Origin of the sequence: Methylohalobius crimeensis 10Ki (assembly GCF_000421465.1) — a bacterium.
GTDB classification, from domain to species: domain Bacteria; phylum Pseudomonadota; class Gammaproteobacteria; order Methylococcales; family Methylothermaceae; genus Methylohalobius; species Methylohalobius crimeensis.
In genome coordinates this window covers 1489082-1508587 of the sequence record NZ_ATXB01000001.1, presented here as the reverse complement: position 1 = coordinate 1508587, position 19506 = coordinate 1489082, and the positions used below count along the sequence as shown (strand labels likewise).

The window sequence follows — 19506 nt, the reverse complement described above, 5'->3', positions numbered from 1 at the left end:
CCTCCAATCATTTAAAGAATTTCCGGGCGATATTGGAAAGATCATCCATAACACTGCCGTCATTGTTCATATCGAGAAAATCCATGAAGGTGCCCATGAAGTCGGCTTGTTGCGTCCCTGGAGAACCTGTTTGATCATTTAACATTCCTCTTTTTTCCGTTTCCTTACTCAACGCGCCCATCACCAATTTGGCGGCCATCGGCAGCAGTTGTTTGACGATGTCGGGTTCCGTACCGGCTCTTTCGGCAACCTGGGAAGCCACGTTTCGGCTCACATCCTTACTTCCGAACAAGTGCCCCAGAATGGCATTGCCATCTTGAATGGTGTCATCCTGGACGAGGGCATCCGGTTGCTCCAGAACCTGCTGGTGTTTTTTCTGGGCCAGGGCGTTCATCAAGCCCTCCCGTTGCGAAGGTGCCTTCACATTGCGCTTGATACCTTCTCCAAGGGCGGGCACGAGCATGGAAAAAAGCTGATTCGCCTGGCTTTCCGATAAGCCCATCCTTTGGGCTACTTGGCGGATCGCAGATTGCCCGCCATTTTCCATGACTATCTGCAACAGATTCATGATGGATACCCTCTAATATTGCAATACTTTGGGTAATTGCTTTGCTTCTTCCACCCACTGCTCCACCTGGGCGAGCGTGGGAGGCCGTTTCACTAACTGAACCTGCTCATTGGTCACCAGGATCTTCTGATGCAGATGATCGGAACGCCGAGTGGCAAGTTCCTTGACGGTGTCGACGCCAACCTTTTCCAGAAGATCGGAATAAACGGAACCGATGCCTTTGATTCGGGCCAAATCGGCACGATTGGCAAGTTCCAGGACATCTCGCGTGGGAACCGCCATCTGCTGGGACAAGACTTGTCTCTGTTTGGGAGTGGTGGCGGCATCAAGAAGATCCCCGCTGTCGTTGATACCGATCTCCTTGAGCTTGCGCTCCAATTCCGAGGTCATTCCCATCAATTCGTTTAACTCTATCGTCATTTCTCATTCTCCTATAAATCTAAATGAGCTACGACACGGCGGAAGATAACCGTCATATCAACGAAGACCCGAACCCGATACAGTTTGGGTCGCTCCATCACGGCAAGCCAACATGGATCAATCCAACTTAACCGAATGTCGGCTTAACCGAATACGGCTCTTTTTATCATGAAATCCACCCGATTGCCGACCTATTTAATCCTAAATTTCACCCTCCCAAAAAAACGCGCCCGTAGGCGCGTTCAAGAGGGATGGCACAATCAATCCAAAGCCGGATTGAGCTCAAAAGTCATAGGCAACCGTTGCATAAAGATTGCGACCCGGATTGGGTACGCGAGTTCCCACGGGTAAATCGCGCACGCTTCTTGCCCGGTTGAGACCGTTCAAATGGTCGGTGTGCTCATTGTCGAAAACATTGTCGACGCCGAGCGCGATTTTCAGCCCCGCCACATATTGATAGGACGGTTGATATTGGAGACGCAGATTCAACACGCTCCAATCGGAAGTTTGACGCTCGTTGTTGTATTCGGCCACCTTATCCTGGCGCAATGCCGCCACCAATTCCGTGGAAAAAGCCAGATCCCACCAGGAGAAAGTACCGCGAATCCGCCCGTTGAGCGGGGCGATCCGGTAGAGATTGTCGTCCTTGCCGCTGAGCTTTATTCCGCGGGTATAGTTCATCAAGCCGTCCACGCGGAAATGATCCCCCACGGCGAAGCCCGCCTGGATGTCGGTGCCGTAAAACTGGGCATCCACATTGGCCCACTGAAGCACGCAATCGGCGGCATTGCCGTCACCGGGGGTGGGGTCGTTGGGGCAGCTGGCGCCGGGCAGGATCATATTGGCCGCCATGACGACCGTCGGATCGTCGACCGCCTGCCCCTGAATGTAATCGTTGACGTAGCGGTAGAATCCGCGCGGCTCGAAATAGACATCGTGGACCCAATCGCCGACCAGATGGTCCAGGTGAAGATCGAAGCCGGCCACCGCTTCATAGGCCTTTTCGCTGTCCAGACCGACGTCGCCGATATAAACCCGACCGTCCGCCAAGCCGCCGGTCGCTTCCAACGGCAACCAAGTATAGCGCTGTTGGTAGGTGGGTGCGTTGGTTTTCCGAGCCAAACCGAGCACCAGGTCGAGGCTTTCCTGGAGGGCGTAGCGGAAATTCAACGCCACATCCACGTCATGTTGATCCTGGCGCCGGTCGGAGGCATTGAATCGATCCCGAAGCATGCGGGCCGCCGGCATCATCATCGCGGGCGTGCCGTCCACCTGGCCGGCGTCCATAAAGGTGAAACGATAGCGAACACCGGCGGTGACCAGCAGCTTGTCCAGCGGTGCCCCTTCCCATTCCGCGTAGGCACCATAACGATTTCGATTGACATCGTTGTAAGCGGATACGAAGAATGCGGCGTTGTTGGGGTTGGATACCGTCGCGTTGTGGACGCCCACATCTCCGTCCACCCCGACTTCCAAACTGCCCGGCCCGACGCCGGGGACGGTCAGGGCCAATTTATAACCACCGGCCTCCACATCCGTCTTCATTTCTCGCCAACGAGTCGGATCGGTAGGTGCGGGACGCAGAGAGAAATTATCCATCTTATGGTCGGCATCCTGGTAGAAACCTGCAAAGGCCAACTTCCATCCACCCCCCAGATCCCAACCGTAGTTACCGCGGAATACATCTGTATTGATGAACCGGATATCCATGGGCAAGGAAGGCGTGCCGGTGAATCCGGTATATTTATTGTCGTAGTCGAAACCGAATTCATGTCCCGCCCTGCGCAGACCGAAACCCAGGTTATAGGTCTCGCGGCTATATTTGCTGGGATTGACGCGCCGGGTGCGGTCGAAGCGGTAATCGCGCCCCCGCTCTACGCTGCCGGAAAAATGGAAGCGGTAGTTTTGGTTAGCCACCCCCAGCAAGCCGGCGCCGTAGTGTCCATTACTGACCCCCATATAACCGGCGCTGCCGAAACCTTGAAGATCGAATTGCTCGCTGTCGGTGAACCGGCTGCGGCGCGATTCGGTAATCACCGATCCTCCGAGGGTTTCCAAACCGGTGCTCACCGGCGTGACCTCTCGATATACTTTTACCGTGCGCATCAAAGCCGAAGGGATATGACTCATGCGTGAATCCATGGCATTAGGACCGGCATTTCTGAGGGCCACGCCGTTGGTGAGCACATTGACCCGCTCGGCGTAGGCGCCGCGAAACTGGGCGATCCCGGTAAGCGGGCCGTTCCGGTTCACGTTTCCGCCCGGCACCCGCTTGAGAAAATCGGAGGCATCCAAAGTCCCCGAGGTTCCCGGCTGAAGGGAGGCCGTGCCGGATTCCATGACCTCTCCCTCCACGGTCAAGGTGGGCAACTCCTCGTATTGCGCCAGGGCATATTGACCTTGGCTGGCGATGGCGGCGGCAAGTGGAGCCAGCACCCATTTTCTTTTCCCGATCTGCATAATCCCCCTCATTTATGATTTAGTTGATGATAATCAGGGTTCTTGAACTCTTTAGCTATGCAATTAACTTGCCATGATACCTAGAAAATTGATTTTACATCACCTTACCCGACCCAATTCAAACCGAATGCCTTCAAAGTGTGGGATATCACGCACCTGGTGCGGCATTTCCCGCACTTTCTGCCTCAGCGGCGAGGCGACTGACAACGATACCCCTAGCTTGCAGGGATTATGCTAATGTTTACATCCATGTCCGCAGAAGCACTGAATCCCATTTACCTGGTCGCCTTTCTCATGGGGCTGTTCAGCAGCTTCCATTGCATCGGCATGTGCGGCTCCATCATCGGGACCTTGACCTTAAGCTTGAGTCAGGAAATCCGCATGCGCAAGCAGCGGCTGACCCCCTATGTACTCAGCTACAATCTGGGCCGGATTTTGAGCTATTCCATGGCCGGCTTGATTGCCGGCAGTTTGAGGTACGCGCTGGAATTGCCATTCGGCATTCAAGGCTATCGCCTGCTCCAGATCCTGGCAGCCATTATCATGACCAGCTGCGGGTTATATATCGCCGGATGGTTCCCCCGTTTCGCCTATCTGGAAAGGCTCGGCGCCCGGCTTTGGCGGCGGATCGAACCCTTTGGACGACGTATTCTGCCGGTCACCAATCTTTCCCAGGCTTTCCTGTTCGGCATGGTTTGGGGGTGGCTGCCCTGCGGTCTGGTTTACACCGCCCTGGCACTGGCCGCCACCGCGGGCAGCCCGACTCACGGCGCGTTGGTCATGACGGCGTTCGGCGCCGGTACTTTACCCGCTGTCATGGGGGTGGGTATAATGACAAATTGGATGGTCCGTTTGGCTAGAATGCGCCGTTTTCGGTATTTCGCCGGAATCGTCATGATTCTCCTGGCTTTGCTGGCGGCCTTCCCGAAGTTGAACCCATGGGTTATGCAGCAAATAAAAATCAACGGGGTAGACCTGATGGAGAAGTTCAAATCGCTCGTCGGCCAAGCGCCGAATTTCGAAGCGTTACTGCGCTCCGCTAAGATGGTGGCGGCCACCGATGTCACCGTCCTGATCACCGGAGAAACCGGCACCGGCAAAGAAGAATTGGCCCACGCCATACAACAGTCCAGCCCCCGCGCCGACAAGCCGTTCATTACCATCAATTGCGCGGCCTTGCCCGAATCCCTGGCGGAATCGGAATTATTCGGCCACCGCAAGGGCGCTTTCACCGGCGCCATGGGCAACCACCTGGGCAAGCTTCAAGCCTCCGACGGCGGCACTTTGTTTCTGGACGAAATCGACTCGATGCCTTTCAACCTCCAGGCCAAACTGCTCCGCTTTCTCGAAACCGGCGAATGCCAGCCGGTGGGAGCCACCGGAACCGAGCGGGTGGACGTTCGGATCGTCGCCGCCACCAACGCCGACTTGGAGCGGAGAATCGCAGCCGGCGAATTTCGCAAGGATCTGTACTATCGCTTGAATGTGGTTCCCCTGGAAACCCCCTCCTTGCGCGAACGCAAAGAGGACATTCCCTTATTGGCGGCGCACTTCATTCGCCAATCCACCCGGGAGCACGGCCTGGAACCGCCCCGCCTCTCCAAGGCCGCCCAGCAGATCATCATGAACTACGAGTGGCCGGGCAACGTGCGCGAACTGCGCAACGTCTGCGAACGGCTTTCCATCCTGCTGGCCGGCCAAACCATCGAACCGACCAATTTGCCTGCGGAAATCACGCTCAATCAACCGCGCCCCAAGACCGGCATCACCCTCCCCGCCTCCGGCCTGTCCCTGGAGGAAGTGGAGATCGAATTGATTCGTCAGGCGCTGGTTCGAACCAACGGCAATCGCAGCCGTTCGGCGCGGCTTCTGGGAATCAGCCGCGACACCCTATTGTACCGAATGCAGAAATACAGTATCGGCTGAAAAACGGATTCTCTAAACCCTCTCCCGCCAGCGGGAGAGCAACCGTGTTTAAAGTCAAGTGTTTTGTGGCTGCCAAGGGGTATTATTTTTCAACATGGCATTCATGATGGTGAGCAACTTCCTCATGCAGGCGACGATGACGACCTTGGGCGGTTTGCCGGCGTTTTTGAGGCGTTCTGCAAAGGCGCGGATGACCGCATTACAGCGTATCGCCGAGATCGTGGCCATGTATAGCACGGCGCGAACCTCGGAGCGACCACCCCAGATGAAGCGCTTGCCGCGATACTGGCCACTGTCGTTGGCCATCGGCGCCACGCCGACCAGCGCGGCAATCTCGCGCCGGTTGAGGGTGCCCAGCTCCGGGCATTTTGCCAGCAACGTGACAATGGTCACCGAACCGACGCCGGGAATGCTCTTGAGCAGATCGTCCTTGGCCCGCCAGGCGTCCGACTCGCGCAACCGCCGGGTCAGGTCCCGGTCGTTCTGGTCAATCTGCTTGTCCAGCCAGGTGATATGCTTTTTCAGACTGGTTTGCAGCGGTTTCGTCGTGGCCCCATTCAATCGGAGGACCTCTTGAACCCGGATGCCGATCAACTGCCGCCGCCGATCCACCAGATCGTCCAAAGCGCGGGTGTCCGCATCCTTGAGCGGACGCGCCTGGGGACGGATGGCCCGGGCAAACGCCGCCAGCACCCCGGCATCCACCCGATCGGTCTTGGCCAGCCGGCCACTGGCCTTGGCAAAGTCGCGCACCTGGCGCGGATTGACCACCGCCACCGGCAATTCCTTACCCGCCAAGGCAGACGCAATCTGGGTTTCCAAACCGCCGGTGGCCTCGATGACGATCAAGGTCGGCCCGATCTCTTGCAACTGCAAAACCAGCTGATCGATCCCCTTGGCATCGTAGGCCACCTGCCATACCTGACCTTGAGGCTCGACCGCCCCATCCAGCGTCGCTTTCGACACGTCAATACCAACAAACTGTTCTGCATTCATTTCGTTCATGATTCCCAACCTTGCAAAAATACGGGCTTATCTGCCCAAGCAACCGTCCGGGGTATCCATGAAAACCGGTGCGACGCTCATCGCTCTCCCACGGGCTTGGTGTCCCAAGGGAGTTTCGAACTGCCGCACCGGGCCAGACATAAACCTACTCAAACAACCACTGTCCAGCAACACAAAACATACAAGGGAGATTGAGGCATCTTTTTTTGAAGCATTAAAACTTCAAAACTTCATTCCCCGCCGGGCGGCGATTCGGAGCCTGAGCGCGTTCAATTTGATAAATCCTTCCGCATCCTTTTGATCGAAGGCACCCGCATCGTCCTCGAAAGTGGCGATGTTGGCGTCGAACAAGCTGTCGGCCTCCGATTTGCGTCCCACCACGGTCACACCGCCTTTGTAGAGCTTAACCCGAACCACGCCGTTGACGCTCGACTGGGAAGCATCGATCATTTCCTGCAGCATTTTCCGTTCCGGACTCCACCAATAACCGTTATAGACCAGGGAAGCATAGCGCGGCATCGATTCATCCTTGAGGTGGGCCACTTCCCGATCCAAGGTGATGGATTCGATGGCGCGGTGCGCCTTGAGGAGAATGGTACCGCCGGGGGTTTCGTAACAACCGCGCGATTTCATCCCCACATAGCGGTTTTCGACGATATCGAGCCTTCCTACGCCGTGCTCACCGCCCAATCGGTTCAGCACTTCCAATACTTGGGCGGGGGTACGCGGCTCTCCGTCGATGGCGACCACATCCCCGCGCTCGAAGGTCAATTCCAGATATAGGGGACGGTCCGGGGCCTTTTCCGGTGCGCGGGTCCAACGCCACATCGCCTCTTCGGGCTCGGCCCAGGGATCTTCCAAAATACCGCCTTCGTACGAAATGTGCAGCAAGTTGGCATCCATGGAATAAGGCGAGGCCTGCCCCCGTTTCTTTTCGATGGGGATCCCGTGCGCCTCGGCGTAAGCCAGCAATTTTTCCCGGGAATTGAGATCCCACTCCCGCCAGGGGGCGATGATCTTGATATCGGGTCTTAAGGCATAGGCACCCAACTCGAATCGAACTTGATCGTTCCCCTTGCCGGTGGCCCCGTGGGAAACGGCATCCGCCCCCACTTCGTTGGCGATCTCGATCAACCGCTTGGCGATCAAGGGTCTGGCGATGGAACTGCCGAGCAAATATTCTCCCTCGTAGATCGCATTGGCGCGAAACATCGGAAACACGAAATCGCGCGCGAATTCCTCCCGCAAGTCATCGATGTAGATTTGCCGAATGCCCAAGGTGCGAGCCTTTTCCCGCGCCGGCTCCAATTCCTCGCCTTGACCGAGATCGGCGGTGAAGGTAACCACTTCACATTCGTAGGTCTCCTGCAACCATTTGAGGATCACCGAAGTATCCAGACCACCCGAATAGGCCAATACCACTTTGTCGATTTTATCCGCCATGAATTCAAATCACTCTCTGCTTAAAAAACAGGTCATTATACTGCAAAAGAAATGGCCGCTTGGAGCGGCCATTTTCGACAATCGATTAATAACTTTTTATAAACGCTCGCGAATCCTGCGGTAGGCGTTTTTCAGTTCCTCTCCGATAATTTTGGTCGATTTGACGATTTCATCCCTGCTGTCCTTGGTATCCCGTAGCACCTCGTCTACTTTGGGTTTGAAGTGCTCCCATTTCTTTTCCGCCTCATCCCATTCCTCTTTCAGCTCCATCCTCGCCAAATGCATTCTGACGCGCAGTTCATCCCGATCCTGCTTCAAAGTCTCGAGCAATTCGTTCAAGTCGGTTCTGGCATCCATCTCTGCATCCTCTCAAACATTCAACCCCGTTCGGAATATGGGATAAATTCACGGGAAATTCAAGCGTCCTCAAAAATCGTCGTCCAATTCGTATATATCGCCGATCTGCTCACGCAAGCGCTTCAGTTCGAAATAACGCTCCAAACGCCTCCGGGAAGCCAGCTTTTCCTGATCCTCTCGCCATTCGGAAAAAAGCTCATCCACCTCTTTTTCGAAATTGTCCGAAGAAATAGGGTCTTGATTTTCATGAAAATCATCATCCAGATCCACAACCATCGTCATTACCTCCCGCAACAGGCTGTCATCCGGTTTCAATCAACAATCGTTCCAACAAGGTTTCCGCTTGTCTCAAATAACCTCCGCCAAAAAGGTTGAGATGATTCAAAACATGGTACAAATTGTAAAGCATGCTTCTCGTTTCATAGCCCGGCCGCCTGGGCATTAGACTCTCGTAAGCGTCATAAAATGCCCCACTAAATCCCCCGAACAATTCGGTCATGGCGAGATCCGCTTCCCGGTCCCCCCAATAACAGGCCGGATCGAAGATGACCGGCATTCCCGCATCGGTCATCGCCGCGTTGCCCGACCAAAGATCGCCGTGCAGCAAAACCGGACGAGGGCGGTAATCGGCAAGCAGCCGGTCCAAGCCGACCAGCAGTCGCTCTCCCAGACGCTGGAGCCGGCCCCCGTATCCGTTTTCCGCGGCCAATTGCAGTTGCCAAGCCAACCGACGGCGGCGCCAAAAGGCCGCCCAATCGTCACAAAGCTCGTTCGGCTGAAGCGTCGCCCCGATAAAATTATCCCGAGTCCAACCGAACGCCGGCTGATCGATGGCGTGCAAAGCCGCCAATTGCTCTCCCAGACGCCGATCCGAAGCCGAATCGCGCGGCTTCAGGTGGAGATACTCCAAAACCAAATACGCCTCGGTCGCCGTATTCCCCTCGCAGATGGGCAAGGGCACCCGCACCGTCCCGGTGGCGGCCAGCATCCGCAAACCCTCCGCCTCGCCGGCAAACGCATTAGACAAATTCGGTTCGGCGAGTTTCACAAAAAAGTGCTCTCCGACTCCGCTGATTCGATAGGCGGCGTGAATGCATCCGCCGCTCAAGGGAAGCGCATGCATCACTTCAAACCGATGACCCACCGCGGCACGAATGGAAGCTTCTATTTCCCGCCAGTTCATCGCCTAGAAGATCTGGAAAAAGTTTGGCATTATAAGCACATATCGGTTGAAAGTAATCAATCATGTCATACCGATTTGGGATCCGACTGGCTACGCTGTCGGCACTGGCCGTTGACTCGGCAATCGCGAGGTCCGTTATGGCGCTTACCCTCACTTCCAACGAATTCGATCATAATGAGAGCCTTCCCGCCCTCTACACATGTGACGGGGAAAACGTCTCGCCCCCGCTGAAATGGTCCGGGATTCCCGAGGGAACCCGAAGCTTGGCCCTGATCGTGGACGATCCGGACGCGCCCGATCCCCGCGCCCCCAAAATGACCTGGGTGCACTGGGTGCTTTACAATCTCCCCCCCGATTCGGCTGAACTTCTCCAAAACGCAACTCGGGCCCAGCTGCCCTCAGGAACTCGAGAGGGACTCAACGATTGGAAACGGACCGGCTACGGCGGACCTTGCCCTCCCGTAGGCAGGCACCGTTATTTCTTCAAACTTTACGCTTTGGATACCGTGTTGCCAGACCTGGGCCAGCCCACCAAACAACGGCTGGAAGAAGCCATGGCGGGGCACGTTTTGGAAGAAACCGCGTTGGTCGGCACTTACGCACGCGCTCACTAAGCCTTTGTTTCTCTAAACATTTATGTTCCTACTCCAAAGGCTTGCCGTCCTCGATGGACGGCAACGTTTGCTCTTAACTTATATTTTTTTTCTGAGCCTTTGTTTTTTCACTGTCATTCCCGACGGCAAAATCGTATGGGCCTTGTACGCGGGATTGATCGTACCCGCCTCCTGGCGCTTCCTTCCCGAGCTTTGGCGCACCGTAGCGGCAAGCCGCCTCTATTGGAGCTTGTTGCTTTATCTGATTTTTTTGTTGGCAAGCCTCTTCTGGTCTCCGCACGTGGAACTGAAGCCGTTATTGGCGAGAATGGCGGGCGCCGCCACCATGGCCCATTTCATCCTCTTGACGGCCGGACTGCGCACCTGGCATTTCCAAACATTCGACCGCCATCTCGGTTGGCTTTGTTGCTGGGTCGCCTTATCGGCGCTGGGGGTCATGCTGGTGTGGTATGGTCAGCACCCCTTTCCCGAATCGCGCATGGAAGGTCTCGGATACCTGGATCATCCCATCCGTAGCGCCGCCGCTTTCGGACTCTTTGCATTGATTGCCTGGCATGGGATGAGCGGCTCCCTCCAGGTTGCCGGTCGTCTCGCCTACGGAGTGATATTTGCGGTCATTCTCGCCTATATTTGCTTGAGCTGGACCCGCAGCGTACTGGTGGCGATGGGTGCGGCCTTATTTTGTCTCCATATCCTGACACCCAGTAAACGCATCGGGCTATACCTGATCGCTTTCGGAGCGGTGGCCGCCCTGGTGCTAGGCACGATACTACCGGATCTCACCGCTCAACTGATCCGTGCCATGCCTTATCGCCCTTATATTTGGATGGATTCATTTGCCCATGCGCTGCAACACCCCTGGTTGGGACAAGGCTACCTCGCCGCGCCCGATGGCGTCACCCGATTGCCCGACGGCACCACGTTCCATTACGGCGATTCCCATAGCTTTTTCCTTGCCAATTTCAGGAGAGGTGGTGTCCTGGGGCTGGGTTTGACACTTTGGACGATGGGATACAGCTTGTTTATCACTTTCAGAAGCGGCCGCCTATCCGGGAATTTTTTACCGTTTGGGCTGCTGATTTACGGTTTTCTTTGCATCACACCCAACGAATGGGAACTTTTAACCGGTACCAAGGAAGGATGGATTTTCTTTTGGTTTCCCCTGGGGTGGGCGATCAGCGAAGAACTGCTTTATTTGAATAGCCCCCGAATTCGATCGATCACTTCAGGAAGCACATCGATCGCTTCTCCTTGCGGCACCCACTCATCCAGTTGTGATTTGGAAATGCCCGCCTCCCCGTCCAAGGGCAGCGCCAACTTGTGATCGTACAAATATAGGTGAACCCGCTCCAGTTCCCGCAGGTAACCGATCAACCCCACCTCAAACGCCCAGCGCGCCAACCGGGATCCGAATGCGCTCGGCTCGGATCGATATAGCCCATGCTCGATCAGCCACCGATAAACGGCATGCAATCGCGGATACTTGATGGGCAGTGGATAAATCGCCAAAGGTTTACCGAGTCGGGCCACTTCCACCATCATGGAGACACTGTCGCCGGTCACCACGAAGGCGTCGGCCAATCCCAAGAGACCGAGATAGGGGTTATCGTGAGCCCCCTCTCCCCAACCGTAGACAGGCGCGCCGCTTTTTCGAAGCTCGGCCAGGACTTCCGGCGATGTCCGGCGGCTGGCGCAAAAATATAATGAACCTTGGCCTGCCAAGGCCCTGCTTTTGGCCACTAAGTCTTGGGCCACCCGGCGATCGAAACGATACGGCTTGGTGGCTCCCCCCACCAATACGGCCACCAATGGCCGCGCCATGGAAGCCAACCGAGGCTGCCAAATCTCTTTCGCTTCATTTATTTTCTCCAGGGATGGAAATAATAGCGGCAAACCCATCGAAATGAGTTTGGGGTGAGGAGGCAAACGGTATTGCAAAGGGGCGAGAATCAAATCGTAGGGATCGAAACCGCGTTTGGGGCGACCGAGCAAAACGATTTTCGTTTTGCCGCCGGCTTGCCTTTTGACCCAAAGCGCCGCCATGATGGGGCGCCGCCCCACAGTGAGGATCAAATCCGGCCAGGGAGGTGACAATGAACCGGAGCGGGTCAAGTCCACATGATGAAGAGAAGCGTTCACCTTAGGCTTGCCTTTGACGAAAGGTGGCTTAAAATGGAGCACTTTCCATTCGACCGGCCAGCCCAACGCTTCGGCGATGGCGCGGACTTGGGCATTGTCGCCCGATTTATCTCCGACGATTAACCAGACACGCGGACTTTTTCTTTGCATTTCGACCAAACTCCATGACTTCGGAAACCACCTGGCTCCACCAACCCGGCCCTGCGGCATCTTGCACCATCATCGCAGAGGTGGCCCAGGCTCACGACGGAAGCCTGGGCACGGCCCACGCTTTTATCGATGCCATCGCCGAAACGGGCGCCGATGCGGTCAAATTCCAAACCCATATTGCCGATGCGGAGAGCACCCCCGGCGAACCCTGGCGGGCGCGCTTCAGTCTACAAGATGAAACCCGCTATGACTATTGGAAGCGGATGGAATTCACTCCCGCCCAATGGCGGGGACTCAAAGCGCATTGCGAAGACAGGGAACTTTTGTTCTTGAGCACCCCTTTTTCCGAGCAGGCTTTCGAACTGCTCGAATCCATCGGCGTCGCCGGTTGGAAAGTGGCCTCGGGAGAGCTGACCAACCGTCCCCTGTTGGAAAAAATGGCGCGCACGGGACGTCCTCTTTTGCTTTCCACCGGAATGAGCGCCTTGGCGGAAATCGATCGAACGATCGCTTGGCTCGAACCTTTCAAAATCCCGTCGCTGGTCATGCAGTGCACTTCCGCCTATCCGTGCCCGCCGGAAAGCATCGGCCTCAACAATATTTCCCTGTTTCGGGAGCGATACGGCGCCAGCGGGCTTTCCGACCACTCGGGCAAAATTTTCCCGAGCCTGGCCGCCGCCACCTTAGGCGCCCAGGCGGTCGAAGTCCACGTCACCTTGAGTCGACGCATGTTCGGACCGGACGTGCCCGCCTCCGTCACCGTCGAGGAACTCGAGCAGCTGGTCACCGGTATCCGCTATCTGGAAACGGCCCTCAATCATCCGGTGGACAAAACCCACTTGCCCGAATCGGTGGCGGAACTCAGGCCGATATTCATGAAAAGCGTGGTGATCAATCGCCCCCTTAGCGCCGGTACCCGACTGGAACGAGACCACCTCGCCGCGAAGAAACCCGGCACCGGTATCCCCGCTCATGACCTGGAGCAGGTGGTCGGCAAACGCCTGCGCCGCGATGCCGCCGCCGATCATCTCCTGACCTGGGCAGATTTGGAAGATTGATGACTCAAAAAAAACGCCGCAAAATTTGCGTGGTGATTACCGCGCGCCCCAGTTACGCCCGCTTCCGCACCGCCATGGAGGCGATCGCCCGCCACCCGGAGCTGGAGCTTCAGATCATCGTGGCCGCCTCGGCGATTCTGGAACGCTTCGGCTTTCCCGACCGGGTGATCGAAGCCGATGGCTTCAAGATCGATTACAAACTGCATACCATGCTCGAAGGCGGCAATCTGATCACCGCCGCCAAATCCACGGGGCTCGGCATCATCGAACTCGCCTCCGCCTTCCAAACCCTCCAATCGGACGGGGTGATCACCATCGCCGACCGCTTCGAAACCTTGTCCACGGCGGTGGCGGCTTCCTACATGAATATTCCCCTGGTTCACATTCAAGGCGGCGAAATCACCGGCAATATCGACAACAAGGTGCGCCACGCCATCACCAAGCTGGCGGATCTCCACCTGGTGTCCTCGGACCCGGCGCGCCAACGGGTCATCGCCTTGGGGGAGGAGCCGGACAAGGTTCACGTCACCGGTTGCCCTTCCATCGACATCGCCGCCCAGGTGCGGGAAGATCCGGAAATCGGGGTGGATATTTTCGACGCCTATAAAGGCGTCGGCCCGCGAATCGATTGGCACCGTCCTTATCTGGTGGTCCTGCAACACCCGGTCACCACCGAAACCGAATCGGCCAAACAACAAATCGACGAAACCTTGCATGCGGTGTATGAAAGCAATCTTCCCGCCCTGTGGTTCTGGCCCAATATCGACGCCGGTTCGGACGTGGTCTCCCACGGCATCCGGGCGTTTCGGGAACGCTATCGCCCCCCCCATATCCATTTTTTCAAAAACGTGCCGCCCGAGGACTTCCTGCGTCTCGTCCACAATTCCCTGGCCATCGTCGGCAATTCCAGCGCCGGGATTCGAGAATGCGCTTTTTTGGGGGTGCCGGCACTCAATATCGGCAGCCGCCAGCACGGACGGGATCGGGGAAAGAATGTGATTGACGTCAACCCCGATCGCAGCCAGATTTTGGCCGCCATCGACCAGGTCAACCATAGCCCGCGCCCGGCACCGGATCATCTTTACGGAGACGGCGCCGCCGGCGAGCGCATCGCCCAGATTCTCGCCACCACACCGTTGAGTTTCAAAAAATGAGCGATCGCCTTCCCGTCTTCCTGCCGGTGGAAATCAAAACCCGGGAGTTGGACGCCATGATCCTGCTCGCTTGCGTGCTGGCCGAACAGGGCCATTCGGTCTATCTTGGCGATCGGGACCGGCTCAAGCCGCTCGCCCATCGCCTTCCCCGAGGCATTTATCTGGGCAAGAGCGTGACCGGTGACATGGAAAAATTCTACCGTCACTTGCGCCAACTGGGGCATACGGTCACCGCCTTGGACGAAGAAGGGTTGGTGATTTATTCCCCCGAGATCTACAAGACCCGTCGAGTAGGCGCCGGAACCTTGCAGCAACCCCAAGCGCTCTTCGCCTGGGGGGAAGCCAACGCCACACTTTGGCGCGACTATTTCGGCTCCCGGGAAGGGGGTAAAATCCATGTCACCGGCAATCCCCGCTTCGACCTGTTCCGCTCTCCCTTACGCGAGCTATATCGAAAACAAGCCCAAAACCTCAGAGACCGTTACGGCCCCTACCTCCTGTTCAACAGCAATTTTCACTGGGTCAACACCCGCAAGGCGGCCGCCACCCGGCTCCCTTCTCCGGCAGATGTGGCCTCGGGGAAATTCCCCACTCCCAAGTTTTACAACCCGGACCTGGCGCGCTATCGAATCGCACTGTTTCGCGCCTACCTGGAAGCCCTCCCCGAGTTGGCCGCATCGTTTCCGGAATTGCAGTTCATCCTCCGGCCACACCCGGCCGAAAGCTCCTTTCCCTGGCAGCAAGCCACCGCGCATCTGAACAATTGCCACGTCATCTACGAAGGCGAAGTGACCCCCTGGATCCTGGGCAGTCAAGCGGTTCTCCATCACAGTTGCACCACGGCGGTGGAGTCCTTCGTCCTGGGCAAGTCGGTTATCTGTTACCGTCCCCTCCGCGACGAAGCGCTCGATCCCCCCCTGCCGATCCAGCTGAGTCTGGAGGTCGCCAGCGTTAACGAACTCAAAGACACCCTGGCCGCCGTCCTCAAAGAGGAAACGGATCTCAAGGCCCGCACCGCCCAGGGCGAGGTGTTGAAGCGCCACCTGGCCGCCGCGGAAGGACCGCTGGCCTGCGATCGAATTGCCCGAATATTCAAAGCGTTGCCGCCTCAGACCGCTTCCCTCGGGGAACGCCTGGCCGGCAGAATGCGAATCGCGCGGAAGCAAATCAAACGCCAAATGAAGGGCAAATCCAAGCAGCGCATGTTCGCCGACCTCTATCCGCCCACCCCGGTCGCCTACGTCGAGGCACAAACGAAATCGTTCTCCCGCTTACTGAACCGTTTCCATTCGGTCGCGGTGACCGAATTGGAGACCAACCTCTACCGGATTCAAGATGTGGAAAGATAAATCCGTACTGGCCATCGTTCCGGCCCGCGGCGGCAGCAAAGGCATACCCCGCAAGAATTTGCGCACCGTCGGAGGCAAAAGCCTGATCGGCTGGACCGCTCGCCTGATCGAGGAATTGCCCTGGATCGATCAAGCCCTGTTGAGTACCGACGATGCGGAACTGGCGGAAGAAGGACGCCGGGAAGGCCTTCCCGTGCCCTTTTTTCGCCCCCCGGAACTGGCCACCGATACCGCCTTGGGCGTCGACGTCTGGCGCCACGGGTGGCTGGCGGCCGAAGACCATTACGGTTGCCGGTTCGATTTGAGTCTCTATTTGCAACCCACCACGCCCCTTCGCACGCCCGAGCAAATCGCACGGACGGTGGAAACCTTATGGTCGGGGCCCTTTGAGGCGGCGACCACCATTGCGCCGGTGCCGGGGCATTTCGTTCCCGAGAAAATCCTGCGCCTGGACGATCAAGGACGGGTCCAACCCTATCTGGAAAAATTCGTCTCCAACCGGCAAACGGCGTCCCGTTATTACTATCGCACCGGCGCCTGCTACGCCGCTTGGCGGGAGGCCGTCGTGGAGCGGCGTCAAATCGTCGAATCGGCTTGCGCGGGGGTCGTCATCGACGAATACACGGCCAACATCGACGACCCCATCGATCTGGCCTTCGCCGAATTCCTGTACCGGCGACAAACTTTCTCAACCCAATCCTCTGAAGGTTGATATGGACGCGTGTGATCTTTGTCTGGCCGATGACGCCGTTATCGTCTCCGAACCCAACCCGCCTCAGCAAGGGCGGATCGCCCTGTGTCGGCGCTGCGGCTTGTTTTTCGCCCGCCCGCGCCTGACTCCGGAAGCGCTGGAGTCCTTCTATCGCAGCGACTTCACCGGGGATGCGGGCGCCCGGGCCATCACCGGCGAGGAGGGGCTGCCCACGCCCAAGAAAGTCCGCTCCGAGGAACGGCGCGTAAACCGCTGGGCACTACCCCTGATCCGCCGGCATATCGATTTGACCGGAAAAATCGTGCTCGATCTGCGCTCGCGCTCGGGCGCCTTGGCATCCGCCATGACATCGGAAGGCGCTCAAGTCATTCCCGTGGATCCCTTTCCGGCCAACATCGACTATGCCCGAAAGCACCGCAAACTCGGGCGAGCGCAACAAATGCCCATGACGGAATTGCACCGTTTGGCGGACATTCCCTCCGCATCGATCGACGCGGTCACCGCCTTGACCGTACATCTCCTCGCCCATTTACTTTCCCCCCGGGAGTTTTTGCACAACGCCCTGCGCATCTTGAAACCGGGAGGATGGCTATTCTTGCTGGAAAAAGACGTCCTGCGTCCCAACTACAATGTCGCCCGCCCCACCCCTTTCGCCTCGGGCCAAGCCCACCAATACCACCTCACCCGGGAAAGCATGGCGCTTTATCTGAAAGCGGCGGGCTTCGAGGTAGTTCAGTGCAGCATCGATCCCATCCAAGCGACCGGCCAGAACCGCGTGATCGTCGTCGTCGCACGCAAACCCGATTCGGCCGTTACGCCGACCGACCTGTTCTTGCAGCCGGTGGCGATCGCCCCGATTCTGGCCAAAACCAGGCGCATCGAACACTTTTGGTACGGCTATGCCTTGTGGGGAAAGGGGCGGCGCAAATGGCGCAAAATCAAACGACTACTGCAAACGTTGTCCTAATGCTACAATCTGTAGGGTTAAAACAAAGCCACAGGCACCGAACATGAATCTGGAGCGAATCAAGCAGCTAAAACGCCGCGCCATCATCAAAACGGGCAAGGCCCTCACCCGAACGGTGGACCGCTTTCTCGCCAGCCAATCCCTGATCGGCGACGCGCCCGCCTTCGAGGCCGACCAATTCGATTGGGTGCCCAGTCTGGAGAAAAACTATGCGCCAATCCAAAAGGAAGCCGAAAAGCTCTTGCAGGAGCGGGATCTGATCCCCGCCTTCCACGAAATCTCCCCCGACCAGACCCGGATTTCCAAAGGGGATCACTGGAAGACCCATATCTTGTACGGCTTCGGTCGCCGCATCGAACAAAACTGCGAGCGCTGCCCGGAAACCGCCAAGGTCCTGGAGTCCATCCCCGGCCTGATGACCGCTTGGTTTTCCATGATCGACCCGGGCTATCACATTCCGCCCCACCGGGGACCCACCAAGAGCTTTACCGTCTGCCACTTGGGATTGATCGTCCCCAAGGAAAAGGACCAATGCTATTTGCGGGTGGCCGATCGCAAACTCACCTGGGAAGAAGGCAAATGCTTCGTCTTCGACGACACCTTCGACCATGAAGTACGCAACGACACCGACGAACACCGGGTCGTCCTCCTGGTGCATGTGGAACGCCCCTTGCGCTGGCAGGGAAAAATCGTCAGCCGGCTGATGCTGGCGTTGATCAAGGCGTCCCCCTATGTCAAGGACGGGGTCAAGAATATGCAGCGCTGGGAAGACCGGTACGCGGCGGCCCTGCGCCGCATGGAAAACCAACCCGTCAGTCAGGACGGTTAAAATACATGAACCCCAAACCGAAACCCTGCGCAACGGAAATGGATCTTCCGTTCTTTCCCGATTTTTTCCTGGTCGGAGCCCCCCGTTGCGGCACCACCGCCATGAGCCATTATCTCGGCCATCATCCGCAGATTTGTTTTTCCAAACCCAAAGAACCCCATTTCTTCAGCCTGATCCGCAAGCGCCATCCCGATCTCGACGAGCATTTCTATCTGCGCCATTGCTTTTCCCATTATGAACCTGCTCGCCATAAAGTCATGGGAGAAGGGTCGGTGTCCTACCTGTACGACCGGGATGCCATCGAGCGCATTTTGACCCTGAATCCGGGGGCGCGTTTCATCGTCATGGTGCGCAACCCCGTGGATCTGGTCTATTCCTATCATTCCCGTTTGGTCGCCCTCCTGGACGAAGACGAAGCGGATTTCGCCACCGCCTGGCGGCTGCAGGAACGACGCAAGCAAGGAGAACGCCTGCCCAAAGCCTGCCGCAACCCTTTCTTGCTGCAGTATGCGGAGATCGGTAGTTTGGGAAAATATCTCGAGCGGTTTTTCCAACAGGTCGGCCGGGAGCGCTGCCTGGTGCTGGTATTCGACGATTTCATCGCCGATCCGCTCTCCGTCTATCGGCAAGTGCTCGAATTCATCGGCGTCGAGTACGACGGTCGGACGGCGTTTCCGCCGCGGGCGAGCCACAAATATCCGCGCTTCAAATGGTTGCAGCGCTGGCTGAAACGCCCGCCCACCCAGGTACAAAGCTTTCTGGTTCATCTGGAGCACCAACGAAAAAGAAAAAAAACCAAGAAGAAACATCCGATTAAACGGTTGCGCAAATGGTTGCTGAGCAAAAATCTTGTCTATCGCCCCCGCCCCCCGATGGCGAATGATCTTCGGAAAGAACTCGTAGCCACTTTCCGAGAAGACATCGATTTGCTCGGTTCCCTTTTGAATCGCGATCTGAGCCAGTGGAAAGATTCTTCTCCCCCCACCCAACCCTCCCCCGCTGGGGGGAGGGCCAGGGAGGGGGCAAACGCCCTCAAGGCAATCTCCCGGCCCTCTCTCCTTCTAGGAAAACAAAGGGAAGTGCCTGTAAACCTTTTTTCAGGGAAGAAAAACGGGTTTGCGGAATACTACCGGCGCACCTCCATACACCACACAATTTATGTATAGGTGCTT

The 19506-nt window shown here is 57.2% G+C and carries 18 protein-coding genes and 2 pseudogenes; 11 read left to right on the top strand and 9 right to left on the bottom strand.

The window, feature by feature from the left end; genetic code table 11:
* Positions 1-7: 7 nt before the first annotated feature.
* The 3 genes from H035_RS18715 to H035_RS0107505 all read right to left on the bottom strand — a co-directional run bounded on the left by H035_RS18715 (position 8) and on the right by H035_RS0107505 (position 3448).
* Positions 8-568 carry a DUF937 domain-containing protein gene (locus tag H035_RS18715; RefSeq protein WP_084684854.1) on the bottom strand — a complete coding sequence of 187 codons (561 nt, stop codon included), beginning with the start codon at positions 566-568 and terminating at the stop codon, positions 8-10.
* Between the two features lie 12 nt (positions 569-580).
* Positions 581-988, bottom strand: a complete 408-nt coding sequence (locus H035_RS0107510) for a DUF4332 domain-containing protein (protein ID WP_022948373.1) — start codon at positions 986-988, stop codon at positions 581-583.
* 282 nt (positions 989-1270) lie between these two features.
* On the bottom strand, positions 1271-3448 hold the full coding sequence (locus tag H035_RS0107505) for a TonB-dependent receptor plug domain-containing protein (RefSeq protein ID WP_022948372.1): 2178 nt from the start codon (positions 3446-3448) through the stop codon (positions 1271-1273).
* 231 nt (positions 3449-3679) lie between these two features.
* Between H035_RS0107505 and H035_RS21255 the strand changes: the two are divergent.
* Together H035_RS21255 and H035_RS0107500 are read left to right on the top strand one after the other, a co-directional pair.
* Positions 3680-4348: pseudogene (locus H035_RS21255) on the top strand (sulfite exporter TauE/SafE family protein); the annotation flags it as partial.
* Between the two features lie 78 nt (positions 4349-4426).
* On the top strand, positions 4427-5374 hold the full coding sequence (locus H035_RS0107500) for a sigma-54 interaction domain-containing protein (protein WP_026596380.1): 948 nt from the start codon (positions 4427-4429) through the stop codon (positions 5372-5374).
* Positions 5375-5428: 54 nt separating this feature from the next.
* Here H035_RS0107500 and H035_RS0107495 read toward each other — a convergent pair whose 3' ends face one another.
* The 5 genes from H035_RS0107495 to H035_RS0107475 form a co-directional block, all read right to left on the bottom strand.
* Positions 5429-6370, bottom strand: a complete 942-nt coding sequence (locus tag H035_RS0107495; protein WP_026596270.1) for an IS110 family RNA-guided transposase — start codon at positions 6368-6370, stop codon at positions 5429-5431.
* 231 nt (positions 6371-6601) lie between these two features.
* A complete protein-coding gene (locus H035_RS0107490) occupies positions 6602-7822 on the bottom strand; it encodes an argininosuccinate synthase (protein WP_022948370.1) in 1221 nt (406 codons plus the stop codon).
* Positions 7823-7918: 96 nt separating this feature from the next.
* The gene (locus tag H035_RS0107485; protein WP_022948369.1) at positions 7919-8179 is read right to left on the bottom strand and encodes a hypothetical protein; all 261 of its coding nucleotides are present in this window, start codon (positions 8177-8179) and stop codon (positions 7919-7921) included.
* Positions 8180-8248: 69 nt separating this feature from the next.
* Positions 8249-8461, bottom strand: a complete 213-nt coding sequence (locus H035_RS18710) for a PA3496 family putative envelope integrity protein (protein ID WP_152485987.1) — start codon at positions 8459-8461, stop codon at positions 8249-8251.
* Between the two features lie 19 nt (positions 8462-8480).
* A complete protein-coding gene (locus H035_RS0107475) occupies positions 8481-9362 on the bottom strand; it encodes a fructosamine kinase family protein (protein ID WP_022948367.1) in 882 nt (293 codons plus the stop codon).
* A gap of 137 nt (positions 9363-9499) precedes the next feature.
* Between H035_RS0107475 and H035_RS0107470 the strand changes: the two genes are divergently transcribed.
* Together H035_RS0107470 and H035_RS21765 are read left to right on the top strand one after the other, a co-directional pair.
* On the top strand, positions 9500-9976 hold the full coding sequence (locus H035_RS0107470; protein WP_022948366.1) for a YbhB/YbcL family Raf kinase inhibitor-like protein: 477 nt from the start codon (positions 9500-9502) through the stop codon (positions 9974-9976).
* A gap of 22 nt (positions 9977-9998) precedes the next feature.
* Positions 9999-10958: pseudogene (locus H035_RS21765) on the top strand (O-antigen ligase family protein); the annotation flags it as partial.
* Between the two features lie 209 nt (positions 10959-11167).
* On the opposite strand, the gene H035_RS22425 reads toward H035_RS21765, so the two are convergent.
* Positions 11168-12265: a mitochondrial fission ELM1 family protein gene (locus H035_RS22425; RefSeq protein WP_022948363.1), complete on the bottom strand. Its 1098-nt coding sequence runs from the start codon at positions 12263-12265 to the stop codon at positions 11168-11170.
* A 14-nt stretch (positions 12266-12279) separates the two neighbouring features.
* On the opposite strand from H035_RS22425, the gene H035_RS0107450 reads away from it, so the two are divergent.
* Genes H035_RS0107450 through H035_RS20750 form a run of 7 tightly spaced genes read left to right on the top strand, consistent with a single transcriptional unit; the run spans position 12280 to position 19500 of the window.
* Positions 12280-13323: an N-acetylneuraminate synthase family protein gene (locus tag H035_RS0107450; protein ID WP_022948362.1), complete on the top strand. Its 1044-nt coding sequence runs from the start codon at positions 12280-12282 to the stop codon at positions 13321-13323.
* Positions 13323-14477 (top strand): UDP-N-acetylglucosamine 2-epimerase, encoded by a 1155-nt coding sequence (neuC, locus tag H035_RS0107445; protein ID WP_022948361.1) that lies wholly within the window; start codon positions 13323-13325, stop codon positions 14475-14477. The genes H035_RS0107450 and neuC overlap by 1 nt, the downstream gene beginning before the upstream one ends.
* Entirely contained in the window at positions 14474-15826 is a 1353-nt protein-coding gene (locus H035_RS0107440; RefSeq protein WP_022948360.1) for a surface carbohydrate biosynthesis protein, read from the top strand. Before neuC ends, H035_RS0107440 begins: the two co-directional genes overlap by 4 nt.
* Positions 15813-16538 carry an acylneuraminate cytidylyltransferase family protein gene (locus H035_RS18700; RefSeq protein WP_022948359.1) on the top strand — a complete coding sequence of 242 codons (726 nt, stop codon included), beginning with the start codon at positions 15813-15815 and terminating at the stop codon, positions 16536-16538. Before H035_RS0107440 ends, H035_RS18700 begins: the two co-directional genes overlap by 14 nt.
* Before the next feature lies 1 nt (position 16539).
* Positions 16540-17505: a class I SAM-dependent methyltransferase gene (locus H035_RS0107430; RefSeq protein ID WP_022948358.1), complete on the top strand. Its 966-nt coding sequence runs from the start codon at positions 16540-16542 to the stop codon at positions 17503-17505.
* Between the two features lie 43 nt (positions 17506-17548).
* On the top strand, positions 17549-18334 hold the full coding sequence (locus H035_RS0107425; protein WP_022948357.1) for an aspartyl/asparaginyl beta-hydroxylase domain-containing protein: 786 nt from the start codon (positions 17549-17551) through the stop codon (positions 18332-18334).
* A gap of 5 nt (positions 18335-18339) precedes the next feature.
* Entirely contained in the window at positions 18340-19500 is a 1161-nt protein-coding gene (locus tag H035_RS20750) for a sulfotransferase family protein (RefSeq protein WP_022948356.1), read from the top strand.
* Positions 19501-19506 lie beyond the last annotated feature (6 nt).